The organism is Kribbella sp. NPDC104218 (genome assembly GCF_055584105.1).
The window spans coordinates 81,818-97,690 of record NZ_JBVJMQ010000004.1 but is presented as its reverse complement, the minus strand read 5'-3'; the positions used below and the strand labels follow the sequence as shown (position 1 = coordinate 97,690).

Annotated in this window: 19 protein-coding genes; 4 read left to right on the top strand and 15 right to left on the bottom strand. The window is 69.6% G+C overall.

Annotation, left to right across the window (positions count from 1 at the left end):
- Window positions 1-12: 12 nt before the first annotated feature.
- Window positions 13-258 (top strand): hypothetical protein, encoded by a 246-nt coding sequence (locus tag ACZ6ZD_RS31525; protein WP_171678513.1) that lies wholly within the window; start codon window positions 13-15, stop codon window positions 256-258.
- Here the strand turns inward: ACZ6ZD_RS31525 and ACZ6ZD_RS31520 are convergent.
- Complete coding sequence (locus tag ACZ6ZD_RS31520; protein WP_465677575.1) at window positions 255-1,181, bottom strand: NAD-dependent epimerase/dehydratase family protein; 927 nt, start codon at window positions 1,179-1,181, stop codon at window positions 255-257. The two genes, ACZ6ZD_RS31525 and ACZ6ZD_RS31520, sit on opposite strands and share 4 nt — an antisense overlap.
- Before the next feature lie 109 nt (window positions 1,182-1,290).
- Here ACZ6ZD_RS31520 and ACZ6ZD_RS31515 point away from each other — a divergent pair, with 109 nt between their 5' ends.
- Window positions 1,291-2,217: an AraC family transcriptional regulator gene (locus ACZ6ZD_RS31515; protein WP_465677574.1), complete on the top strand. Its 927-nt coding sequence runs from the start codon at window positions 1,291-1,293 to the stop codon at window positions 2,215-2,217.
- Here the strand turns inward: ACZ6ZD_RS31515 and ACZ6ZD_RS31510 are convergent.
- From ACZ6ZD_RS31510 to ACZ6ZD_RS31490, 5 genes are all read right to left on the bottom strand, one after another.
- Window positions 2,156-2,497, bottom strand: a complete 342-nt coding sequence (locus ACZ6ZD_RS31510) for an orotate phosphoribosyltransferase (RefSeq protein WP_465677573.1) — start codon at window positions 2,495-2,497, stop codon at window positions 2,156-2,158. The genes ACZ6ZD_RS31515 and ACZ6ZD_RS31510 overlap by 62 nt on opposite strands.
- An 87-nt stretch (window positions 2,498-2,584) precedes the next feature.
- Window positions 2,585-3,832, bottom strand: coding sequence for a hypothetical protein (locus ACZ6ZD_RS31505; protein ID WP_465677572.1), 1,248 nt, complete (start codon window positions 3,830-3,832; stop codon window positions 2,585-2,587).
- The gene (locus ACZ6ZD_RS31500; RefSeq protein WP_465677571.1) at window positions 3,825-4,337 is read right to left on the bottom strand and encodes an RNA polymerase sigma factor; all 513 of its coding nucleotides are present in this window, start codon (window positions 4,335-4,337) and stop codon (window positions 3,825-3,827) included. The genes ACZ6ZD_RS31505 and ACZ6ZD_RS31500 overlap by 8 nt, the downstream gene beginning before the upstream one ends.
- A gap of 766 nt (window positions 4,338-5,103) precedes the next feature.
- Entirely contained in the window at window positions 5,104-6,336 is a 1,233-nt protein-coding gene (locus ACZ6ZD_RS31495; protein WP_465677570.1) for an exonuclease domain-containing protein, read from the bottom strand.
- A 76-nt stretch (window positions 6,337-6,412) separates the two neighbouring features.
- Window positions 6,413-6,946 carry a hypothetical protein gene (locus ACZ6ZD_RS31490; RefSeq protein WP_465677569.1) on the bottom strand — a complete coding sequence of 178 codons (534 nt, stop codon included), beginning with the start codon at window positions 6,944-6,946 and terminating at the stop codon, window positions 6,413-6,415.
- 120 nt (window positions 6,947-7,066) lie between these two features.
- Here ACZ6ZD_RS31490 and ACZ6ZD_RS31485 point away from each other — a divergent pair, with 120 nt between their 5' ends.
- Window positions 7,067-7,222: a hypothetical protein gene (locus ACZ6ZD_RS31485; protein WP_165546543.1), complete on the top strand. Its 156-nt coding sequence runs from the start codon at window positions 7,067-7,069 to the stop codon at window positions 7,220-7,222.
- Between the two features lie 123 nt (window positions 7,223-7,345).
- Here ACZ6ZD_RS31485 and ACZ6ZD_RS31480 read toward each other — a convergent pair whose 3' ends face one another.
- Together ACZ6ZD_RS31480 and ACZ6ZD_RS31475 are read right to left on the bottom strand one after the other, a co-directional pair.
- Window positions 7,346-7,837, bottom strand: a complete 492-nt coding sequence (locus ACZ6ZD_RS31480; protein ID WP_465677568.1) for a metallophosphoesterase family protein — start codon at window positions 7,835-7,837, stop codon at window positions 7,346-7,348.
- 31 nt (window positions 7,838-7,868) lie between these two features.
- Window positions 7,869-8,849 (bottom strand): NAD-dependent epimerase/dehydratase family protein, encoded by a 981-nt coding sequence (locus ACZ6ZD_RS31475; RefSeq protein WP_465677567.1) that lies wholly within the window; start codon window positions 8,847-8,849, stop codon window positions 7,869-7,871.
- A 58-nt stretch (window positions 8,850-8,907) separates the two neighbouring features.
- On the opposite strand from ACZ6ZD_RS31475, the gene ACZ6ZD_RS31470 reads away from it, so the two are divergent.
- A complete protein-coding gene (locus ACZ6ZD_RS31470) occupies window positions 8,908-9,219 on the top strand; it encodes a hypothetical protein (RefSeq protein ID WP_465677566.1) in 312 nt (103 codons plus the stop codon).
- A gap of 155 nt (window positions 9,220-9,374) precedes the next feature.
- Here the strand turns inward: ACZ6ZD_RS31470 and ACZ6ZD_RS31465 are convergent, their stop codons facing one another.
- From ACZ6ZD_RS31465 to ACZ6ZD_RS31435, 7 genes are all read right to left on the bottom strand, one after another.
- A complete protein-coding gene (locus tag ACZ6ZD_RS31465) occupies window positions 9,375-9,770 on the bottom strand; it encodes a hypothetical protein (RefSeq protein ID WP_465677565.1) in 396 nt (131 codons plus the stop codon).
- 369 nt (window positions 9,771-10,139) lie between these two features.
- Complete coding sequence (locus ACZ6ZD_RS31460; RefSeq protein ID WP_465677564.1) at window positions 10,140-10,508, bottom strand: hypothetical protein; 369 nt, start codon at window positions 10,506-10,508, stop codon at window positions 10,140-10,142.
- The gene (locus tag ACZ6ZD_RS31455; RefSeq protein WP_465677563.1) at window positions 10,501-10,974 is read right to left on the bottom strand and encodes a hypothetical protein; all 474 of its coding nucleotides are present in this window, start codon (window positions 10,972-10,974) and stop codon (window positions 10,501-10,503) included. The genes ACZ6ZD_RS31460 and ACZ6ZD_RS31455 overlap by 8 nt, the downstream gene beginning before the upstream one ends.
- On the bottom strand, window positions 10,974-12,185 hold the full coding sequence (locus tag ACZ6ZD_RS31450; RefSeq protein ID WP_465677562.1) for a hypothetical protein: 1,212 nt from the start codon (window positions 12,183-12,185) through the stop codon (window positions 10,974-10,976). The genes ACZ6ZD_RS31455 and ACZ6ZD_RS31450 overlap by 1 nt, the downstream gene beginning before the upstream one ends.
- A 3-nt stretch (window positions 12,186-12,188) precedes the next feature.
- Window positions 12,189-12,449, bottom strand: coding sequence for a hypothetical protein (locus ACZ6ZD_RS31445; protein ID WP_171678531.1), 261 nt, complete (start codon window positions 12,447-12,449; stop codon window positions 12,189-12,191).
- Window positions 12,450-12,467: 18 nt separating this feature from the next.
- Complete coding sequence (locus tag ACZ6ZD_RS31440) at window positions 12,468-13,145, bottom strand: hypothetical protein (protein WP_465677561.1); 678 nt, start codon at window positions 13,143-13,145, stop codon at window positions 12,468-12,470.
- Window positions 13,142-15,838, bottom strand: a complete 2,697-nt coding sequence (locus tag ACZ6ZD_RS31435; RefSeq protein WP_465677560.1) for an FtsK/SpoIIIE domain-containing protein — start codon at window positions 15,836-15,838, stop codon at window positions 13,142-13,144. Before ACZ6ZD_RS31435 ends, ACZ6ZD_RS31440 begins: the two co-directional genes overlap by 4 nt.
- Between the last annotated feature and the right edge of the window lie 35 nt (window positions 15,839-15,873).

Genomic DNA, 15,873 nt, shown 5'->3' with positions numbered 1-15,873 from the left:
AAGGGAACCGCGATGACGGAGTTCAGGATCACCCACGAAATCCACGAGGCCCACCCCGACATCCGCGAGAAGCTCACCGCCACCACCATCGAGGCGATCAACGAGTCCAGCGCCCGCTCCGCCGAGGACGCCGCCCGCGTCCTGCGCCACAAACTCGCCGAGATCGGCGTCCACATGAGCGACCCCGCCTGCCTGGCCGCCATCGAACGCATCCGCTCCGGCAAACAACTCCGCTTCGAAATCGAAGAAGCCGACTAGGCCTGGCCGCGCAAGGCGGCGACCGTCTCCCGCAGGACGACGTCGAGCGGCGTCGCCCGGACGCCGAGCACAGCCTCGGTCCGGGTGGAGTCGAGGACGTGCGGCTCACGATCGGCGTACTGCATCTCGATCAGCTCGGCCATGATCGAATCCTGCGCTCCGAGCCGGGTCAGCTCGGCCATCGTCATCGGGCTCAGCCGCGGCTGCGGCACGCCTGCCAGCTCAGCCAGCCGCGCGGTCAACGCGCGGACCGGCAGGGTGGAGGTGGACGGAACGTGCCAGCCATGACCCCAGGCGTCGTCGCAGCGAGCAGCGGCGAGTAGCGTGCGCGCCGCATCGTCGACAGAGGTCCAGCTGTGGACGACGTCCAGGTCGCCTGGGTAGGTCGCTTCGGCGCCGGTCAGCAGCTGTGGAAGGACGACGAGGTTGTAAACGGACAGAGCGTCGCCACCGAGGAAGTCGCTCCCCCGCACCTCGGTGGCGCGTACCCGGCCGGCGTCGTGCGCCGCCACCGCATCGGCCCACATCTGTGCGCGGACGCGCCCTTTCACCGTGCTCGGGGCCGCCGGCAGATCCTCGGTCATCGGGACGCTGACCGGCCCGTACGCATAGGTGTTGCCGAGCATGACGTAGTCCGCGCCGACGCGTTCCGCTGTACTGAGCAAAGCGGCCGCGAGCGGCGGCCAGTCGCTCGGCCAGCGGTCGTACGCCGGCATCGCGCAGTTGTACAGCGTGACCGCACCCGCGCTGACCGCGCCGAGCCGGTCGGCGTCACACGCGTCGGCCGCGATGCGCTCGATCCCGGGATGCTGCGGCCCGGACCCGCTCCGGGTGACGAGGCGAACCTGCTCGCCCTCCCCCGCGAGCATCCGGGCCAGGGCCCGCCCGGTAGCACCGGCTCCGACGACAACCGACAATGCCATGAGAATCCTTCCGTGATGAGATGTCTCCACCGTAGGAACTCTGGGCTGTGACGGACATGTCCGGAGAACTTGACTGCATATCCGATCGTCTGCGTCGTACGCTGATCGGATGGATGTCCTGAGCGACGTGCTGGCCGCCTTACGGACCGGCCGGCCACATGCGGCACGGACGCGGACCGAGGCGCCGTGGGGGATTCGCTTCCCGCCGAGCGACGGCGCGGGGTGCCATGTGTTGCTGGCCGGGTCGTGCTGGCTGATCCCGGCGCGCGGTGCGCCGCTGCAGCTGACAGTCGGCGATGTGGTGTTCATCCCGCACGGCACCGGCTATGCCCTGGCCGACCAGCTCGACAGTCCCTTGGTCGACTTCGACGCCACCCCGGACGACGTTCCCGGCGAGGGCGCCACCCGCTTGCTCTGCGCCGCCTACTACTTCGACCGGGCAGCGAGCCACCCGCTGCTGGACGAACTCCCAGAGGTCTTGCACCTTCCGCAGCGGCTGGGCCGGCACGCGTCTCTCCGCGCGGCCATCGAGCTGCTCGGGACCGAACTCAGCTCGCCGCGCGCCGGGACATCAGCGATTCTCGCGGGCCTGGTCGACGCGCTGCTGCTCTTCGTCCTCCGGGCCTGGTTCGACGACCGCGCCACTGCCGGCTGGGCAACCGTCCTGGCTGACCCGGCGCTGATGGCGTCCCTGCACGGGATCCACACCGAACCGAGCCGTCCATGGACAGTCGCCGGCCTGGCCGCACTCGCCAACCTGTCCCGCGCGACCTTCGCCAAACGCTTCACCGCGGCTGTCGGCCGCCCACCGCTGGCCTACCTCACCTGGTGGCGTCTGACCCTGGCTGCCCAGCAGCTACGCACAACTACGCACCCCCTACGCCAGATAGCCGGCCAGACCGGCTACAGCACCGAGTTCGCGCTGACCAAAGCCTTCAAACGCCAGTACGGCCAGGCCCCTGCGCACTACCGTCTCAGCTCGACTTCAACTGCTCCGGCGTCAGGAGCGCGTGCAGCGTCAGGCCGGCCTCGGTGAGGGCGGTCGGCGTCCGGTCGTTGCGGTTGATGACGCAGAGCGCGTCGGTGATTGTCGCGCCGGCTGCGCGGAGGTCGGCTGTCGACAAGACGATCTGGCCGCCGGTGGTGACGACGTCCTCGACGATGGTCACCCGGCGACCAGCGACGTCCGCGCCCTCCGCGAGGCGGCGAGTGCCGTACTCCTTGGCCTTCTTGCGGACGAACGCACACGGCAGCCCGGTATGCCGGCCAAGCGCCGCGACGACCGGGATGCCGCCCATCTCGAGCCCAGCAAGCACCTCGGCGTCCGGCGTCCCAACTCGGCTATGTCCACGCCTCGCACCCTAACCGGACGGGGCCTGGTGGGGCCCCGGCCGGTGGTGGGGTCAGTTGAGGGGGAGGTCGGTCCAGGTCTTGCCGGCGTCGGTGGAGATGGACGCCGTACGCGGACCGGTCTGGCCGTAGTAGAGGTCACCTTCACTACGGAAGGACCGCAGCTTCGGGAAGCCCTCCTGACGCTCCGCCTGCCCGTCCTCCCCGAGCAGGTACACCCCGACTGACTTCGGATTCGCCTTCTCAGCCTGGCCGACGAACATGACGCCACGATCGGTCATCGTCACGTGCTGCTCGACAAGCCCCCAGGCCGTCGGGTCAAGCTTGCTCCAGGTCTGGCCGCGATCCGTCGAGATCGAGCCGGCCAGGAGCGTGTCCGCGGTGTCACTCCCGTCACCGACCGGGAGCGCGATCACGGTCTTCCCATCGGGCGAAACCGCCAGATAGGCCGTACTCGTCTCCAGCACCGGGTCGCGCGCCAGGTCGTGCTGCTGCCAGGACTTACCGTCGTCGGTCCACAACACCACGCTCGTGCTGTCGGCACGGTCAGCCTCCACCCAGAGCCGACCGGTCTGATCCCGGTACGCCGGGCCCGCGGACATGACGCCGTCCGGCAGTTTCAGCCGCTTCAGCTCACCCGCGCGGACGTCGAGAACCGTGATCACGCCGCCGATCAGCTCACCGGTGACGAGATCCCCGGCACCGATCGTCGTCGTCTCACCGACGTACCGCACCGGCTTCTCCGCCGGTCCACCAGCGCTGAGGTGATACAGCTTGGCCTCCTGCCACGCCGGATCGGACGCGTTCTGCGGAAGGTCCTCCGGCAACGAGACAGCGACCAGGTCCGGCCGCGAGTCCGAGGACACCGAATCGTGGAACGGCAGGACCGTCACCGGACGTTTCAGCGCCGGCGTCACCAGCGGCACCTCGTCCCGAACCAACTTCGCGGCGTACGTGCACTTGTCCCCCGCGCACTTCTCCCACGCCGCCGCCCAGCGGTTCGGTGCGACGACCGTCAGGCCGGCAAGCTCGCCGTCCGCCTCAGCCGGCACCTGCGGCCCGGGGGCCGGCTTGATGTCGGTGACGTTCGGCTGCGGCGCGATCGACGGCTCCTGACCGGTGATCGAGCTCGGCGTGAAGATGAGCGCCGCGACGGCGATGGCCGCAGTCACGGTGGCACCGGCGGCCAGCAGTAGCTGATTGCGCGCCCGGCGCCGAAGCCCGCGCTGCAACAGCTGGTCGAAGTCGGTCTGCCGGACCTGCTCCTGGACGGAGAAGCCCGCATCCTTGATCTCAGGCATGGTCCGCCTCCTTGACGGGTTCGTCAGCAAATTCGTTCACCAAGCCGGCCAGCCGCTCACGCCCCCGCGCCAACCGCGCCTTCACCGTCCCCTCCGGGACGCCGAGCTGCGCCGCAACCTCACGCACCGGCAGATCGGCCAAGTGATGCAGCACCAGCGCCTCCCGCTGCGCCGCCGGCAACTGCCGGAACCCATCCACCAACGCCACATGATCCGGACTCAACGCCGGCTGCACCGCCGGCGCCGGAGCCCCCGCGAACAACCCCCGAAACCGCCCAGCCCGCTTGGCCCGCCGCCGAACCACATTCAGCGCCACCACCCGTAACCAAGCCTCCGGATTCTCCACCCGCGCAAACTGCCGCCGCCGCGCCACAGCACGCACGAACGCCTCCTGCACCGCATCCTCAGCCTCACCAAGCTCCCCGCAAAAGAAGTAAACCTGCGACACCAGCCGCCGATAACTCCCCACGAACAACTCCCGAAGCTGCTCCTCCACCGCCTCCACAGTCACCTCCACTCGTCCGTCACATCATCAACGAGTCCCACCCCACCCACCCGGTTGCATCCAACTCCCCGCATTTCCCCACCGCGCGGAGGACAGACACCGACCCGCCTCCGGCACCAGCGGGAAGTCACGCGGCAGCGCGGAATCCCGGCGCCAGCCGAGAACAGCCGAGCGGCAGCCCAGAGCGGGAAACCAAGGGCGGGACGAGGGGCTGCGGGGCGGGAGCACAGCGGACGGCACCCATGCAGTGCAGGCCGGCAGTAGCCGCGAATGCCGGCGACAGCCGGGAGTCACGCGGCAGCACGGAAGCCCGGGACAGCGCACCACCCGGACCACACACGACGACAGCACCTCCCAGCCACGCAGAGCAACACCCCGAGGCCAGTCCTCACCTCCCGCGCAGCAACGCGGTCCCGGTGCCAGCCGGAAGGCACGCTGCCGCAGCCGGGAACGGCGGAGCGACAGCCCGGAGTGGGAACCCAGGGCGGAGGAGCTGCGGGACGGGAGCGCAGCGGACGGCACCCGCGCAGTACAGGCCGGCGGCAGCCGCGAACAGCCCGGCGCCAGCCGGAAGTCGCGCGGCAGCGCGGAAGCCCGGCGCCAGCCGGGAACAGCCGGGCGGCAGCCCGGAGCTGGAGACGAGGGCGGGAGGGGGAGCGTGCGGGAGGGGAGCGCAGCGGACGGGACGCTCGCGGGGCAGGCGGGCGGCAGCCCCGCAGGAACCGCGCGGTAGCGCGGCGGAGGGTGTGCGGGCGGGTGGTGGGGGTTAGCTGGCTTGTTGGTTGGGGGGAATGGGGAGGAGGTTGCGGAAGGTTTGGACGGTGATGATGGGGACGCCGAGGTGGCGGGCGGTGCGGGCTTTGACGGAGAGGCTGTCGGGGTCGGCGGCGACTACGAAGGTGGTGTCGGGGCGGACGGCTTCTTGGGGGGTGTAGCCGGCGGCTACGGCGCGGTCCCACCAGGTTTCGCGGGATTCGATCATGTCGCCGGTGAAGACGAGGGTGCTGCCCGGCGGGAAGCCGGTGGCGCCTGGGCGGACGGGGACGACGTACGCTCCGGCGCTCGCTTGGGTCAGCGCTTCGTCGACGTCCGACTCGTGGTGGCCGAGCATGACCGCGACGCGATCGAGGTCGGCGCGCTGCTCGCCGGTGATCGGGCCGCCGGACCAGGACGCCTGCGCGAGGCCGGAGACGTAGTACCGGTGTAGCTCGTGGACCTCGGCGCGGGTCAGGCCGAGCGCGGTCGCGACCTGCACGAGCTGGTCGGCGTCCGACGCGGTGATCTCGCGATTCGCCAAGATGCCGTCCAGCAGCGCGAGGTACGAGTTCGCCTGTGGTGGTTCGGGAACGCGCGGCAGCTGGTCGACGAGTCGACTCATCCACCCATGCCGCCCACCCGCGTGCACCGGGCGGACAGTCGGCGTGAACGACCCACCCGGCAACGCCGGCCACCCCAGCCGACTGACCTCTTCATAAGCCCATTGCCACGGCGGCGGCGACGGAAACGCCTGCAAATACTGGGCAAACAGCTCAGCAGTCGCGCGAGTATCGGCCAGCGCCGAGTGCCAACCCTCGATCGAGATCCCCGCCGCGGCGCAACACGCACCCAGCGTCCGCTTCGCGCCCGGATACAGATAACCCGCCAGCGCCATCGTGCACATCGAGCGCTCGGTGATCAGCGGGACGACGACGCCCAGCCGCTCGAACTCGGCCCGCAGGAACCCCAGGTCGAACTCGACGTTGTGCCCCACGACCATCCGCCCCGCGAGCAGCTCCCCCAACTGCCCCGCCGCATCAGCGAACTCCGGAGCCGCCAGCACATCAGCGGTCAGGATCCCGTGGATGTGCTGCGGCCCGAGATCGCGCTGCGGATTCAGCAGCGTCACCCACTCGCCCTCGACCCGGCCGCGCGCATCCAGCAGCACGACCGCGATCTCGATCACCCGATGCCGGTGACTCGGCAGCAACCCGGTCGTCTCGGTGTCGATGACGGCGTACATCGCTGGCCTCCTCCGGCTCGGTTTCCACGCACAGCAAGCCAATCACAGCCCACCGACACTTTCCGCGCGCGCCACCTCACACCGGCGGAACGTCCACCCCGATCTCCTCCCCCAGCTTCGCCCCGTGCATCAGCGCCAGCTCGTCCCCGCTCCAGAAGCGCCCCGGGTCGTACCAGTTCGGCCGCCGGCCCTTCATCAGCAGGCCCATCTCCTCGTACGTCACCGCGACCACCTCCGCGCAGTACGCCGACTCCAGCTCGAACTCCCGCCGGCCGCGCCGCAGCGCCGGGATCCGGCCGCGCGCCCACCGCGACGCGAGCCGGGCCGTCGACGGGAACGGCGTCCCGTCGAGGCGCGCGACCGTCCGCAGTACGGCGTCCTCCATCGTGCGCGTCACCGGGTGGTCGAGCTGCCGCAACCACGCGCGCTGGCCGTACTTGTGCGCCCAGACGGTCACCGCGTCCCGCAGGTCGTGCAGCTGGACGCCGCGGTGGTGCGTGCCGGTCCAGACGTCCTCCAGCGAGCGGCCGAGCTCGGCATGCCACATCAGCGGCGGCATGTCCTCGATCACGATCGCCATGCCGACGTGGTTGACGGGACTGTTGGTCATGGTCTGGATCGCGCGATCGGCGGCACTGTCACCGCGGAACAGCCAAATGTCACCTGTTCGTGTCAGTTCCGTAGCGTCATCCAGTGAAATGCGGCTGTCCACGTCGCTAGGTTAGTCGGCATGAAGGTATGGAAGGTCGTAGGACTTGCGGGGCTCGTCGGCGTTGCCGCCACGGGCGTGGTCATCGCGCGCGGCGAGCGTAAGCGGCGCGCCTACACGCCGGAAGAGGTGCGCGACCGCCTCAAGACCCGGGTCAAGGAAGCAGCGAACGCCTGAATCGGTTCAGCTGACAGACCGGTACGACGATCGGCCGGGCGCGAGGACGCCGTAACTCGGTGGTACGGCGACACCCCTCCGCGCCCGGCCGAAGTCATGTCCTGATCTTACGGCCCCGCCGGATTAAATGTTGTGCAAGGCAACTTCTTTCAGTTGGCCGGCGCCGATCACGGCGGTCTGGAACGTGCAGTACGGCTGCCGCCGCCGATCCGTCGGCGATCCAGGATTCAACAATCGCATCCCCTTCGGGCTCACCGTGTCCCACGGGATATGACTGTGCCCGAAGACGAGCAGGTCTACTCCCGGGTAAGCACGATCGCATCGCTCCTCGCGCCCCTTCGCCGCGCCGGTCTCGTGGACGACGGCCACCTCGAGCCCGTCGAGTGACACCCGGGCCACCTCCGGCAGCCGCGCCCGCAGCTCCGCGCCGTCATTGTTACCCCAGCACCCGACGAGCCGCTTGGCCCGCGTCTCCAGCTCGTCGAGCAGCGCCACGTGCACCCAGTCGCCCGCATGGATCACGACGTCGGCCTCGTCGACCGCCGCCCAGACGACGTCCGGCAGCCGCTTCGCCCGCGCCGGTAGATGAGTGTCCGAGATCAGCAACAGCCGCATCTACCCACTCTCCAACGCCAGAACTCACCATTCAACTCTGCAGCGCCGCGATCAACTCCTTCTCCCGCGCCAGGCTGAGCCCCGCACGACGCTCGCGCTCCAGACCCAGCTCACGCTCGTACGCCAGGACGTCGGTCAGAAACTCCCGCCGGAACCGATGCCGCAGCCCCGCGGCCTGCCCGCTACGGCACGACCAACCGGCGTACTCCGGGTCGGACATCCACATCGTCAGCGACTCAGGCCCCATGTACTGCCCGACCTCCTGTTTCTCCAGCCAGCCCGGCGAGGCCGACACCACCGGCCCGGTATGCCCGCCGATCTCCCGCGCCAGCTCGATCCACTCCCCGAACGGCACAGCCGGCCCTACAGTGTCGAAAACGCCCACCCGCCCGGACTCCGCGCCGTCCAGCAGCCAGGCGGCCAGATCACGCACGTCGACCACAGCAGTCGGCAGGTCGGGGCAGTCCGGCACCAGCAACGGCTCCTCCGGCGCCTGCGCTGCTCGCGCGACCCACGCCCCGGCCCGGTCGCTCGGATCCCCCGGGCCGCCGATCAGACCGGCCCGCGCGATCACCAGCCGATCCCCGACCGCCGCCGTCGACGCCAGCTCACACGCGACCTTCGCCTCGCCGTACTGCGTTCTGTCCGCCTCGTCACCCTCGAACGGCGAACGCACCGCGGCCGACTCATCCGCCCCCGGGGTGTCGAACTTCTCGTACACATTCCCCGACGACACATAACTCCAGTGTTTGGCCCGCGCCCCGAACGCGGCCAGCGCCCCGCGCACGAACCCCGGCTGCCACGACACCTCGAACACCGCATCCCACTCCTTCGCGGGGACGGCGTCGTACGCCTCGGGTCTGCTGCGATCCACCGGCACCAAGGTCGCGCCGGACGCCGCCGCACCGCTCTCACCACGCGCGACGCACGTCACCGCATGACCGCGCGCCACCGCCTGCGTCGCGATCTCCCGACCCAGCCACGCCGTCCCGCCAAGGACCAGAATCTCCATACAGACAAGCCAATCAGGCCCCACCGACAAAACCCAACCCCCTTAGCCGACAGCAGAAATGGCTGGATTCCTGCAGGTCATCGAGTACCGGACGTCGAGACCGGACGACGTCGCGGCGCTGCTGGAGGACTACCGCAGCAAACGCGAAGCCGGCGCCGACGGACCGATGCCGGTGCACAGCGTCACCGGTACGGACCGGGAGGACCCGGAGCGCTACTTCACCGTGGTCGAGTTCACCTCCTACGAGGAGGCGATGGAGAACTCCGCACGCGCGGACACCAGCGAGTTCGCGGCGCGGATGCGCGAGCTGTGCGACGGACCGGCGACGTACCACAACCTGAACGTCCTGCACTCGGCCGCGTACCGCTGACAGGGCTCGACCCCAGCCGGACTCGCATTCGGCTGGGGTCGAGGCAGGGGAGGCTGGAGGCCGGTGCCGGAAAGGAAGGCGGCACCGGCACTCCGTTCGGGGCCGGGTCCACGGCGCTGGATCCGGACGTGTCTGGTGGAGGGCAGCCGGGAGGGCTAGCGGAAGACCCGGGACGGCGACCACCCGGACGGCGGAGCGCCGCCGTACGAGCCGTTGCCGCGATCGCTGTGCAGCGGATCGGGGTCCTGTGGTTCCGGTGTCGCGTGCAGGTCGGGCCACGGCCGGTGGGCCAGCGTTTCGCGCGGCGGGAGCGTCAGATCAGGGTCCGGACCGGACTCCGCGTCGATCCACTCGACCTCGGTCGCCCCGCCGTGCCCGTGGATCGCGATCACCGACTCGATCGCGTCCCACACGGTGGTGGTCGGATAGTCGCCGTACCAGCGCAGCGCCACCGCTCCGTCGGTGAACTGCACGCCCTCGGCGACCGGCCCGGTCCCGCTCACCCCGGACACGTCCTGATGGCGAATCAGCCGGAAGCGACGAGATGTCATTTCGGAGCGACCTCCCACAACCGCTCCCCCGGCAACCGCCGGCTCGGCCCGGCCTCGGTCAGGGGAATCGGCTCACTGGTCACTTTCAACCCCGCGAACCGGCGCGACATCGCAGCCGCATACCGCTCGGCCAACTCGGCCTCGGCACTGTAATCCGCGACGACGTGGTCCCCGAACCACACTCGTACGCGGCACCGTTGCGGAACAGGATCGCCGGCCACCTCAATGCACCCGGCGCGTCAACTCGATACAGCGGTCCACATCGATCACATCCACTTCCCTGTGGGGATGGGTACACCGATGTGACGCCCCCCACCCCACTTCATGACGCGATCCCCCAAAACTTTCTGAAATCCCCAGTCCCGGAAGTCAGCCAAGCCCCTCGACGATCGCCGCCGACGTGATCCCCGGGGTCAGTTCGACCGTGCGGAACGACCCCGACTCGATCAGATGCAGCCCACGCCCCGGCAACACGCTCTCCGCCATCCACAACGCAAACTCAGCCGCCGCCTCCACGTCAGCAGGATCCAGACTCACCGCCTGCCCAGTCCCACTCAACGCCACCCCCAACTCCCGCGGCCCCGGCACCAACGCCTCCAACACCACCGACGGCCCCTCAACACTCCCCCGCCCAACCCGCACCCCAGGCCACCGCCCCCGCAACGCCTCCGCAAACTCCTCGACGTCCAGAACCCACCCCGGCTCCTCCAACGGCGCGACCAGGTACACCTCAGGCACTCACGACCCAAGGCTGCCAAAGCTCGGCGTCCTCGGGGTCAGGCGTCGTCTGAGGAGGGAACTCGTGGACGCCGGCGCCGGGCAGGTAGGCGGCGACCAGCCAGCTCATACCGTGGTCGAGCACCAGCGCGTACGCCGAACCACCCGCAAGCTCCTCGAAGACCGCACGCGCCTCGAGCGCCTGCTCCTCCTCGTCCCTCCGAGCGTGCAACCGCCGAACATGCACCGCAACCGGATACCCGTCGTACGCCGTAGCCCCCTCCTCGGGATCCCACTCGCCATAAACATTCGGCTCCACCTCAAAAGCCAACTCGCCCTCCGACCGCCGCGCCCGCCCCACCAACACCCGCTGCCCCGCCCCCACCTCACCAGGCTCCACCACCCGCAACCCCAACACCCCCACCAACCACGCCGCACCCGCCGCGACGTCGTCCGCCGCCAGAAAGATGGTGTCGCTCGTGGACATCACTTCTCCTTCGTGAAGGTGAGCAGTCGCCCGTCACCGAGAATGACATGGACGGCGTCCGCAACCGCGGAGCCGGGCTGACCGAGCGCACGACGGTACGACCGGACGGCCACATCTTCAGTCAGACCGATCGGTCTGCCGTCGATCACTACTTCGCCGCTCGCGCCGGCCTGAGTGCTGCCGGTCGTCATGTTCCGCTTCACCGCACTCGATGACCTGCTCTCCGGCGTCTTGAACTCCACGACGACGCCCGCCGCACCTCGAGCCTTGCGGACGACGACGTCGGGATTGCTGGTCTTGTACTGAGTGTGGTCCTCCGGCCGCACGTCAGCGCGCCATCCTTCCGCGGTCAACCGCTCCGCGATCTCCTGCTCTTTCGGCAAGAGCCGCCGTTCTGGGTCGACGAGCACCGGCGCGAACTCGATCTCGAGCGGATGAAGGTCCAGAGCGAGTTGGAACTCCTCTCCCGGCACCCCGAACGGCTCGACGTCGATCTCCGGTTGCACGGCCTCTGGAGTCTCCAGCGGGTCTGCCAGGGCGGCGAGGAGGGGTTGGGTTCGGTCGTCCGGGGTGAGGGTGAGCTCGTAGCCGGATTGGAGGCGGTCTTGGCGGGCTTGTTCGGCTTTGCGTTCTTCGTTGGTGGGGGTGTGGGTTTTGCGGTGGTTTTCGAAGGGGGTTTGGTCGAGGGTGAGCTCGTAGTCGGACTGGAGGCGTTGCCGGCGGGCTTCTTCGGCTTTGCGTTCTTTGTCGGTGGGTTCTTCGGGGGTGTGGTCGGCGGGTTCGGGGATGGTGAGGTCGGGGGTTTCGGGAGGGTCGGGGAGGTGGTCGTCGTCGTTTTCGTGGGCTTTGCGGAAGTCTTCGAAGGGTTTGCGGGTGACGGAGAGGGGGGTGGGGTCGTCGCTGCCGCTGGTGAGGGGGTTGCGGTCGGGTGAGTTGGTGGAGGGGTTGCTGGTGGCGGGGCCGGTGGTTACGAGGCGGTCGGCCCAGCCGCGGGCTTTGGGGGGCGCCAGGGAGAGGTAGTGGGCGGCGGCTTCGCAGGAGCGAGCGGCGGCGTCCAGCTGGTGGGCTGCGGTGGTGGCGCCGCCTTGGGCGGCCAGGGCGGCGTTTTCGCGGCAGCGGGCAGCGGTGCGGTGCAGGCGGTCGATCACCTGCGGTACCTCGTCCAGGCAGTCGACCAGCCCGCGGGCGACCCGCTGCAGCTCAGACGGCATGGGTCAGATCTGGTCGGCGTAGCTCTTGCATCCGGCCGAGGCGATCTCGAGGGCCTCGGCGGCTTGTTCGACGGCCTTGCCGGCCGCTTCGAGGATCTCGGAGATGTCCCGGTCGATACCGGTCGCCGTACCCGCGATCAGGCTCTCCACCAGCTGGCTGTGCTGCGTGAACCGCAGCTTGAAACCGGCCAGCCCGCCCGCTGCCTGCTTGGCCTCCATCGAGACCTGGAACAGCTGTTCCTTGAGCCGCTGTACGTCGGACACCCTGCACCCACTCCTATGTCAGTTGCGCTTCTTCGGCAGCACGATCGCCGTCCCGGCCACGATCGCCGGTACCAGGATCGCAAGCCACCAGGGCAGCCCGGCCGCCATGGCGACGTACACCACACCTGCGCCGCCCCAGCCCCACCACCGCGCGCCGGGGAGCCGCGGCAGCCCGAGCATCCGGGACGCCGCCAGCATGGTGATCGCACCGATCGTCGCGGCCGCGACGGCGGCCGGGAACAACCCGCTGAACACCCACACCAGTAGGAACCCGACCAGCGTCAGGACGGCGCTGATCGTACGTCGTTTGCGTCGCTCCTGCAGCGCACGCCCCTCGGCCCGCACCGCCTCCAGCTCGTCGACCGCCTCGGCCAGCTGCGTGGTCAGCCGCGCCGCCGCCGACTCCAGGTCGCTCACCGCCCGGATCTCCGGGAACGGGACGTTGACTCGTCTGCCGTCCGCCGGGAGCCCGGCACGCTGCAGACTCGCCGCCGCCTTCTCAGCGAGCGCGTTGAGCCGCTCCTCGACCTGTCGGCCGCGCTCTGCCATCGCATCGGCTTCGCTCTGCGCCGAGGCCTCGGCGCGCGTCCGGGTCGCGGTCAGCCGGTCCTGCGCCTGCTGTGCGTCCGTCCGCGCCCCTGCGACGACGCGCAGCGCCCGTACGTACTCCGACCACTCCTGCTCTTCGGTCTTCATCGGCGTACCAGCTCCACTGCGCGCTCGACCTCGTCAGACCGCAGCGCGGCGAACGGTACGACGACCTGTGCCTCCGGATGCAGCCCGTCCCACAGCAGCCCCCGGTGCGGCTCCGAGGCCCACCGGACAAGCGGTCCGCAGACTGCGCGGACGCCGTCCTGCGGATGCCGCAGGAAGAGGTGCGTAGCGACATTCGCCCGGCCGTAGCCGAGGTGCTCCGTACAGACATGCAGCCGGTTCCACCAGCCGAAGGTGATCAGCCCCTGCGCCGGTCCGTCGCGCACGATGTCCTGCAGCGCGTTCGCCGGGCTCTCGAAGAACCCCTCCGCGTGCAGCTGCATCCGCGGTACGCCGTGGAACCCGAAACCGAGCAGATAGGTGTGGCTGAGCTCCCCGTTGCGCATGGCGTCCCGCAGCGCGAACAGCCGGGGCGCAATGTCGCCGTGCTTGTCGACAGTCTCGACTTCACAGCCGAGCGACCGTAGCGCCTGGACCAACGCGTACTTGCCGTCAGCAACCGCAGGCGCCGAGTCAGTCCCGTCCATGAAGATGAAGCGCGGCGCCTCCACCGCAGCAGCGGCAGTCGAGAGCGCGAGCCCAGTCAGGACGCCGAGTGCGTCCGCCGGCCCGTCTCCAAGCACCAGGACGCCGGCACCGGGCTCCGGCCGGACTTCGACCTGCACCGGCTCCTCGGTGACCGCAATCGGCAGCCCTGTCCACGGTCGACCCAGCTCCGGCTTCACTGCGGCCGCCGTATCCGTCAGCCGGGCCGGCTCGGCCAGATGGAACACCCGCGGCGGATGCACCGTCGTACCGGCTCGCTGCCACAGCTCATGCCGCAGGTCGTCCAGTACGGCCTTGTCCGCGAAACTGACCAGCACATGCTGGTTGTCGTCAGGGGAACCGAAGTTCGCGTTCAGCACCGCTTCGCCGCGGAATTGCAGCTCCGCCGCCGCAGTGTTCCCACCGCGCAGAATCGCCTGCGAGTCGGCCGGTGTCGTCTTCAGAGCGATCCGGTACGGCACCTGTCCGAAGATGGCGTCGCGCCGCGTCGACAGCCGTTTGACGCCTTCGATCGTCTGCGTCGCCAGTACGACGTGGACGCCGTACGCACGGCCCAGCCGGACCAGCCGCTCCAGCAGCTTCGCCGCCTCGTCGGCCAGCTCGTCGTCGTCCTCGAGCAGCACCTGGAACTCGTCCAGGACGACGAGGATGCGCGGCGGCCGCTCCGGCCCCGGTGCGAGCTCGGCAATGTCCGCAACGTTGCCGTGCGCCTTGAAGATCTCGCTGCGCCGCGCCAGCTCGTCCGACAGGTACCGCAGCACCGCAAGACCGAACGCACGGTCGCTATGGATCCCCAGCACCCGCACGTGCGGTAGCCAGTGCTCCCGCTCCCCCGCCGGGCCCAGCGCAGAGAACTCGACACCGTGTTTGAAGTCGAGCAGGTACATCTCCAGGTCGGCCGGGTCGTAGCGCGCGGCGAGGCCGTGGATCAGCACGAGCAACAGGTTCGACTTACCTTGCCCGACTGCGCCGCCGACGAGCACATGCGGCAGCGCGGGGTTGCCACTGCGCAGCCGGACCAGAGCCGGCGTGCGGTCGTCGTACCCGATGACCGTGCCGATTTCGTCGGTGACCGGCTGCCACCAGGTGATGCGGTCCGGCAGGGTGCGCTCGAAGTCGATGGTCGGCAGTACAGCGATCTCCGCCAGCTCGGCCACCACATCGCAGATGCCTGCGGCAACGTTCGCATCGAATGGTGGGTCGAGCTTCGCAGCGACACCAGCCAGCGCGGCCGCCTCGGCTCGGTCGCCAGTGATCGCTACCGGGTTCAGTAGGTCAAGCAGCTGTTTAGTGTCGATCTCGCTGTCCGCTGCGGCAGAGGGGTCGTGATGCACCAGGAAACAGATGCCCCGCTCGCCAGCAGTAGCGGCGAGCCGCAGCAGGTCGCGCTGGGCCAGCTGGTCGATACCGGACGGGTAGTCGAACAGCACGACGAGCCGGTACGGATCGGTGACGCGACCGGTCTCCCGAATCAGGTCCTCGAAGCGGCGGTGGCCGAGCTGCGCCTGCCGGCTGGCGCGCAGCGACGAGACATCGACCAGACCGGACAGCACGGTGTGCAGCTGCTCCGCGGTGTGGGTTGCCCTGGGCACCAATTGCGGGTACTTCGTGGTCAGATGCCCGAGCAGACCCATCATTCCGGTCAGCTTGGGGTCGAAGGCGTCGATGCGCAGCCGGAACGGCTCAGCCGCCGCAACCAGGCGTAGCGCGACGCTCTGCAGGAGGCGGCGAGCAGACTCGTTGCGGTCCGCGGTGACCTTCCACCCGTTGGTCCGGAGCAGCGGTACGACGACCGGCGCACCGGCCTCCAGCTCACCGATCCGGACGTACGGCGGCACGCCCGCGCCAACCAGCTGCCGTGAGCGCCAGCGGGCGTCGTTCGGCGGAATGGCGGCCAGACCGGGCGCCAGACGGTCGGCCAGCAGACGCGCGGCCGGCTCGGCCTCAGCGAGGGCAGCCGCGGTCTTGGCGTTGACCTGTGCCTGGGACTCACGACGGGCGAGTTGAGTCGCCTCCTGCAACTGCCGGTGCAGCTGGACGGCGCGCTGGTGCTCGCCGTGCGTCAGCCGCCGCGCATGCTCCAGCAACTGCCCCAGCGCATGCTGCAGACCACGAATCCGAGCTTCCAACAGCTCGGGAGCCACATCTTCTCGCGCAGAGCGCG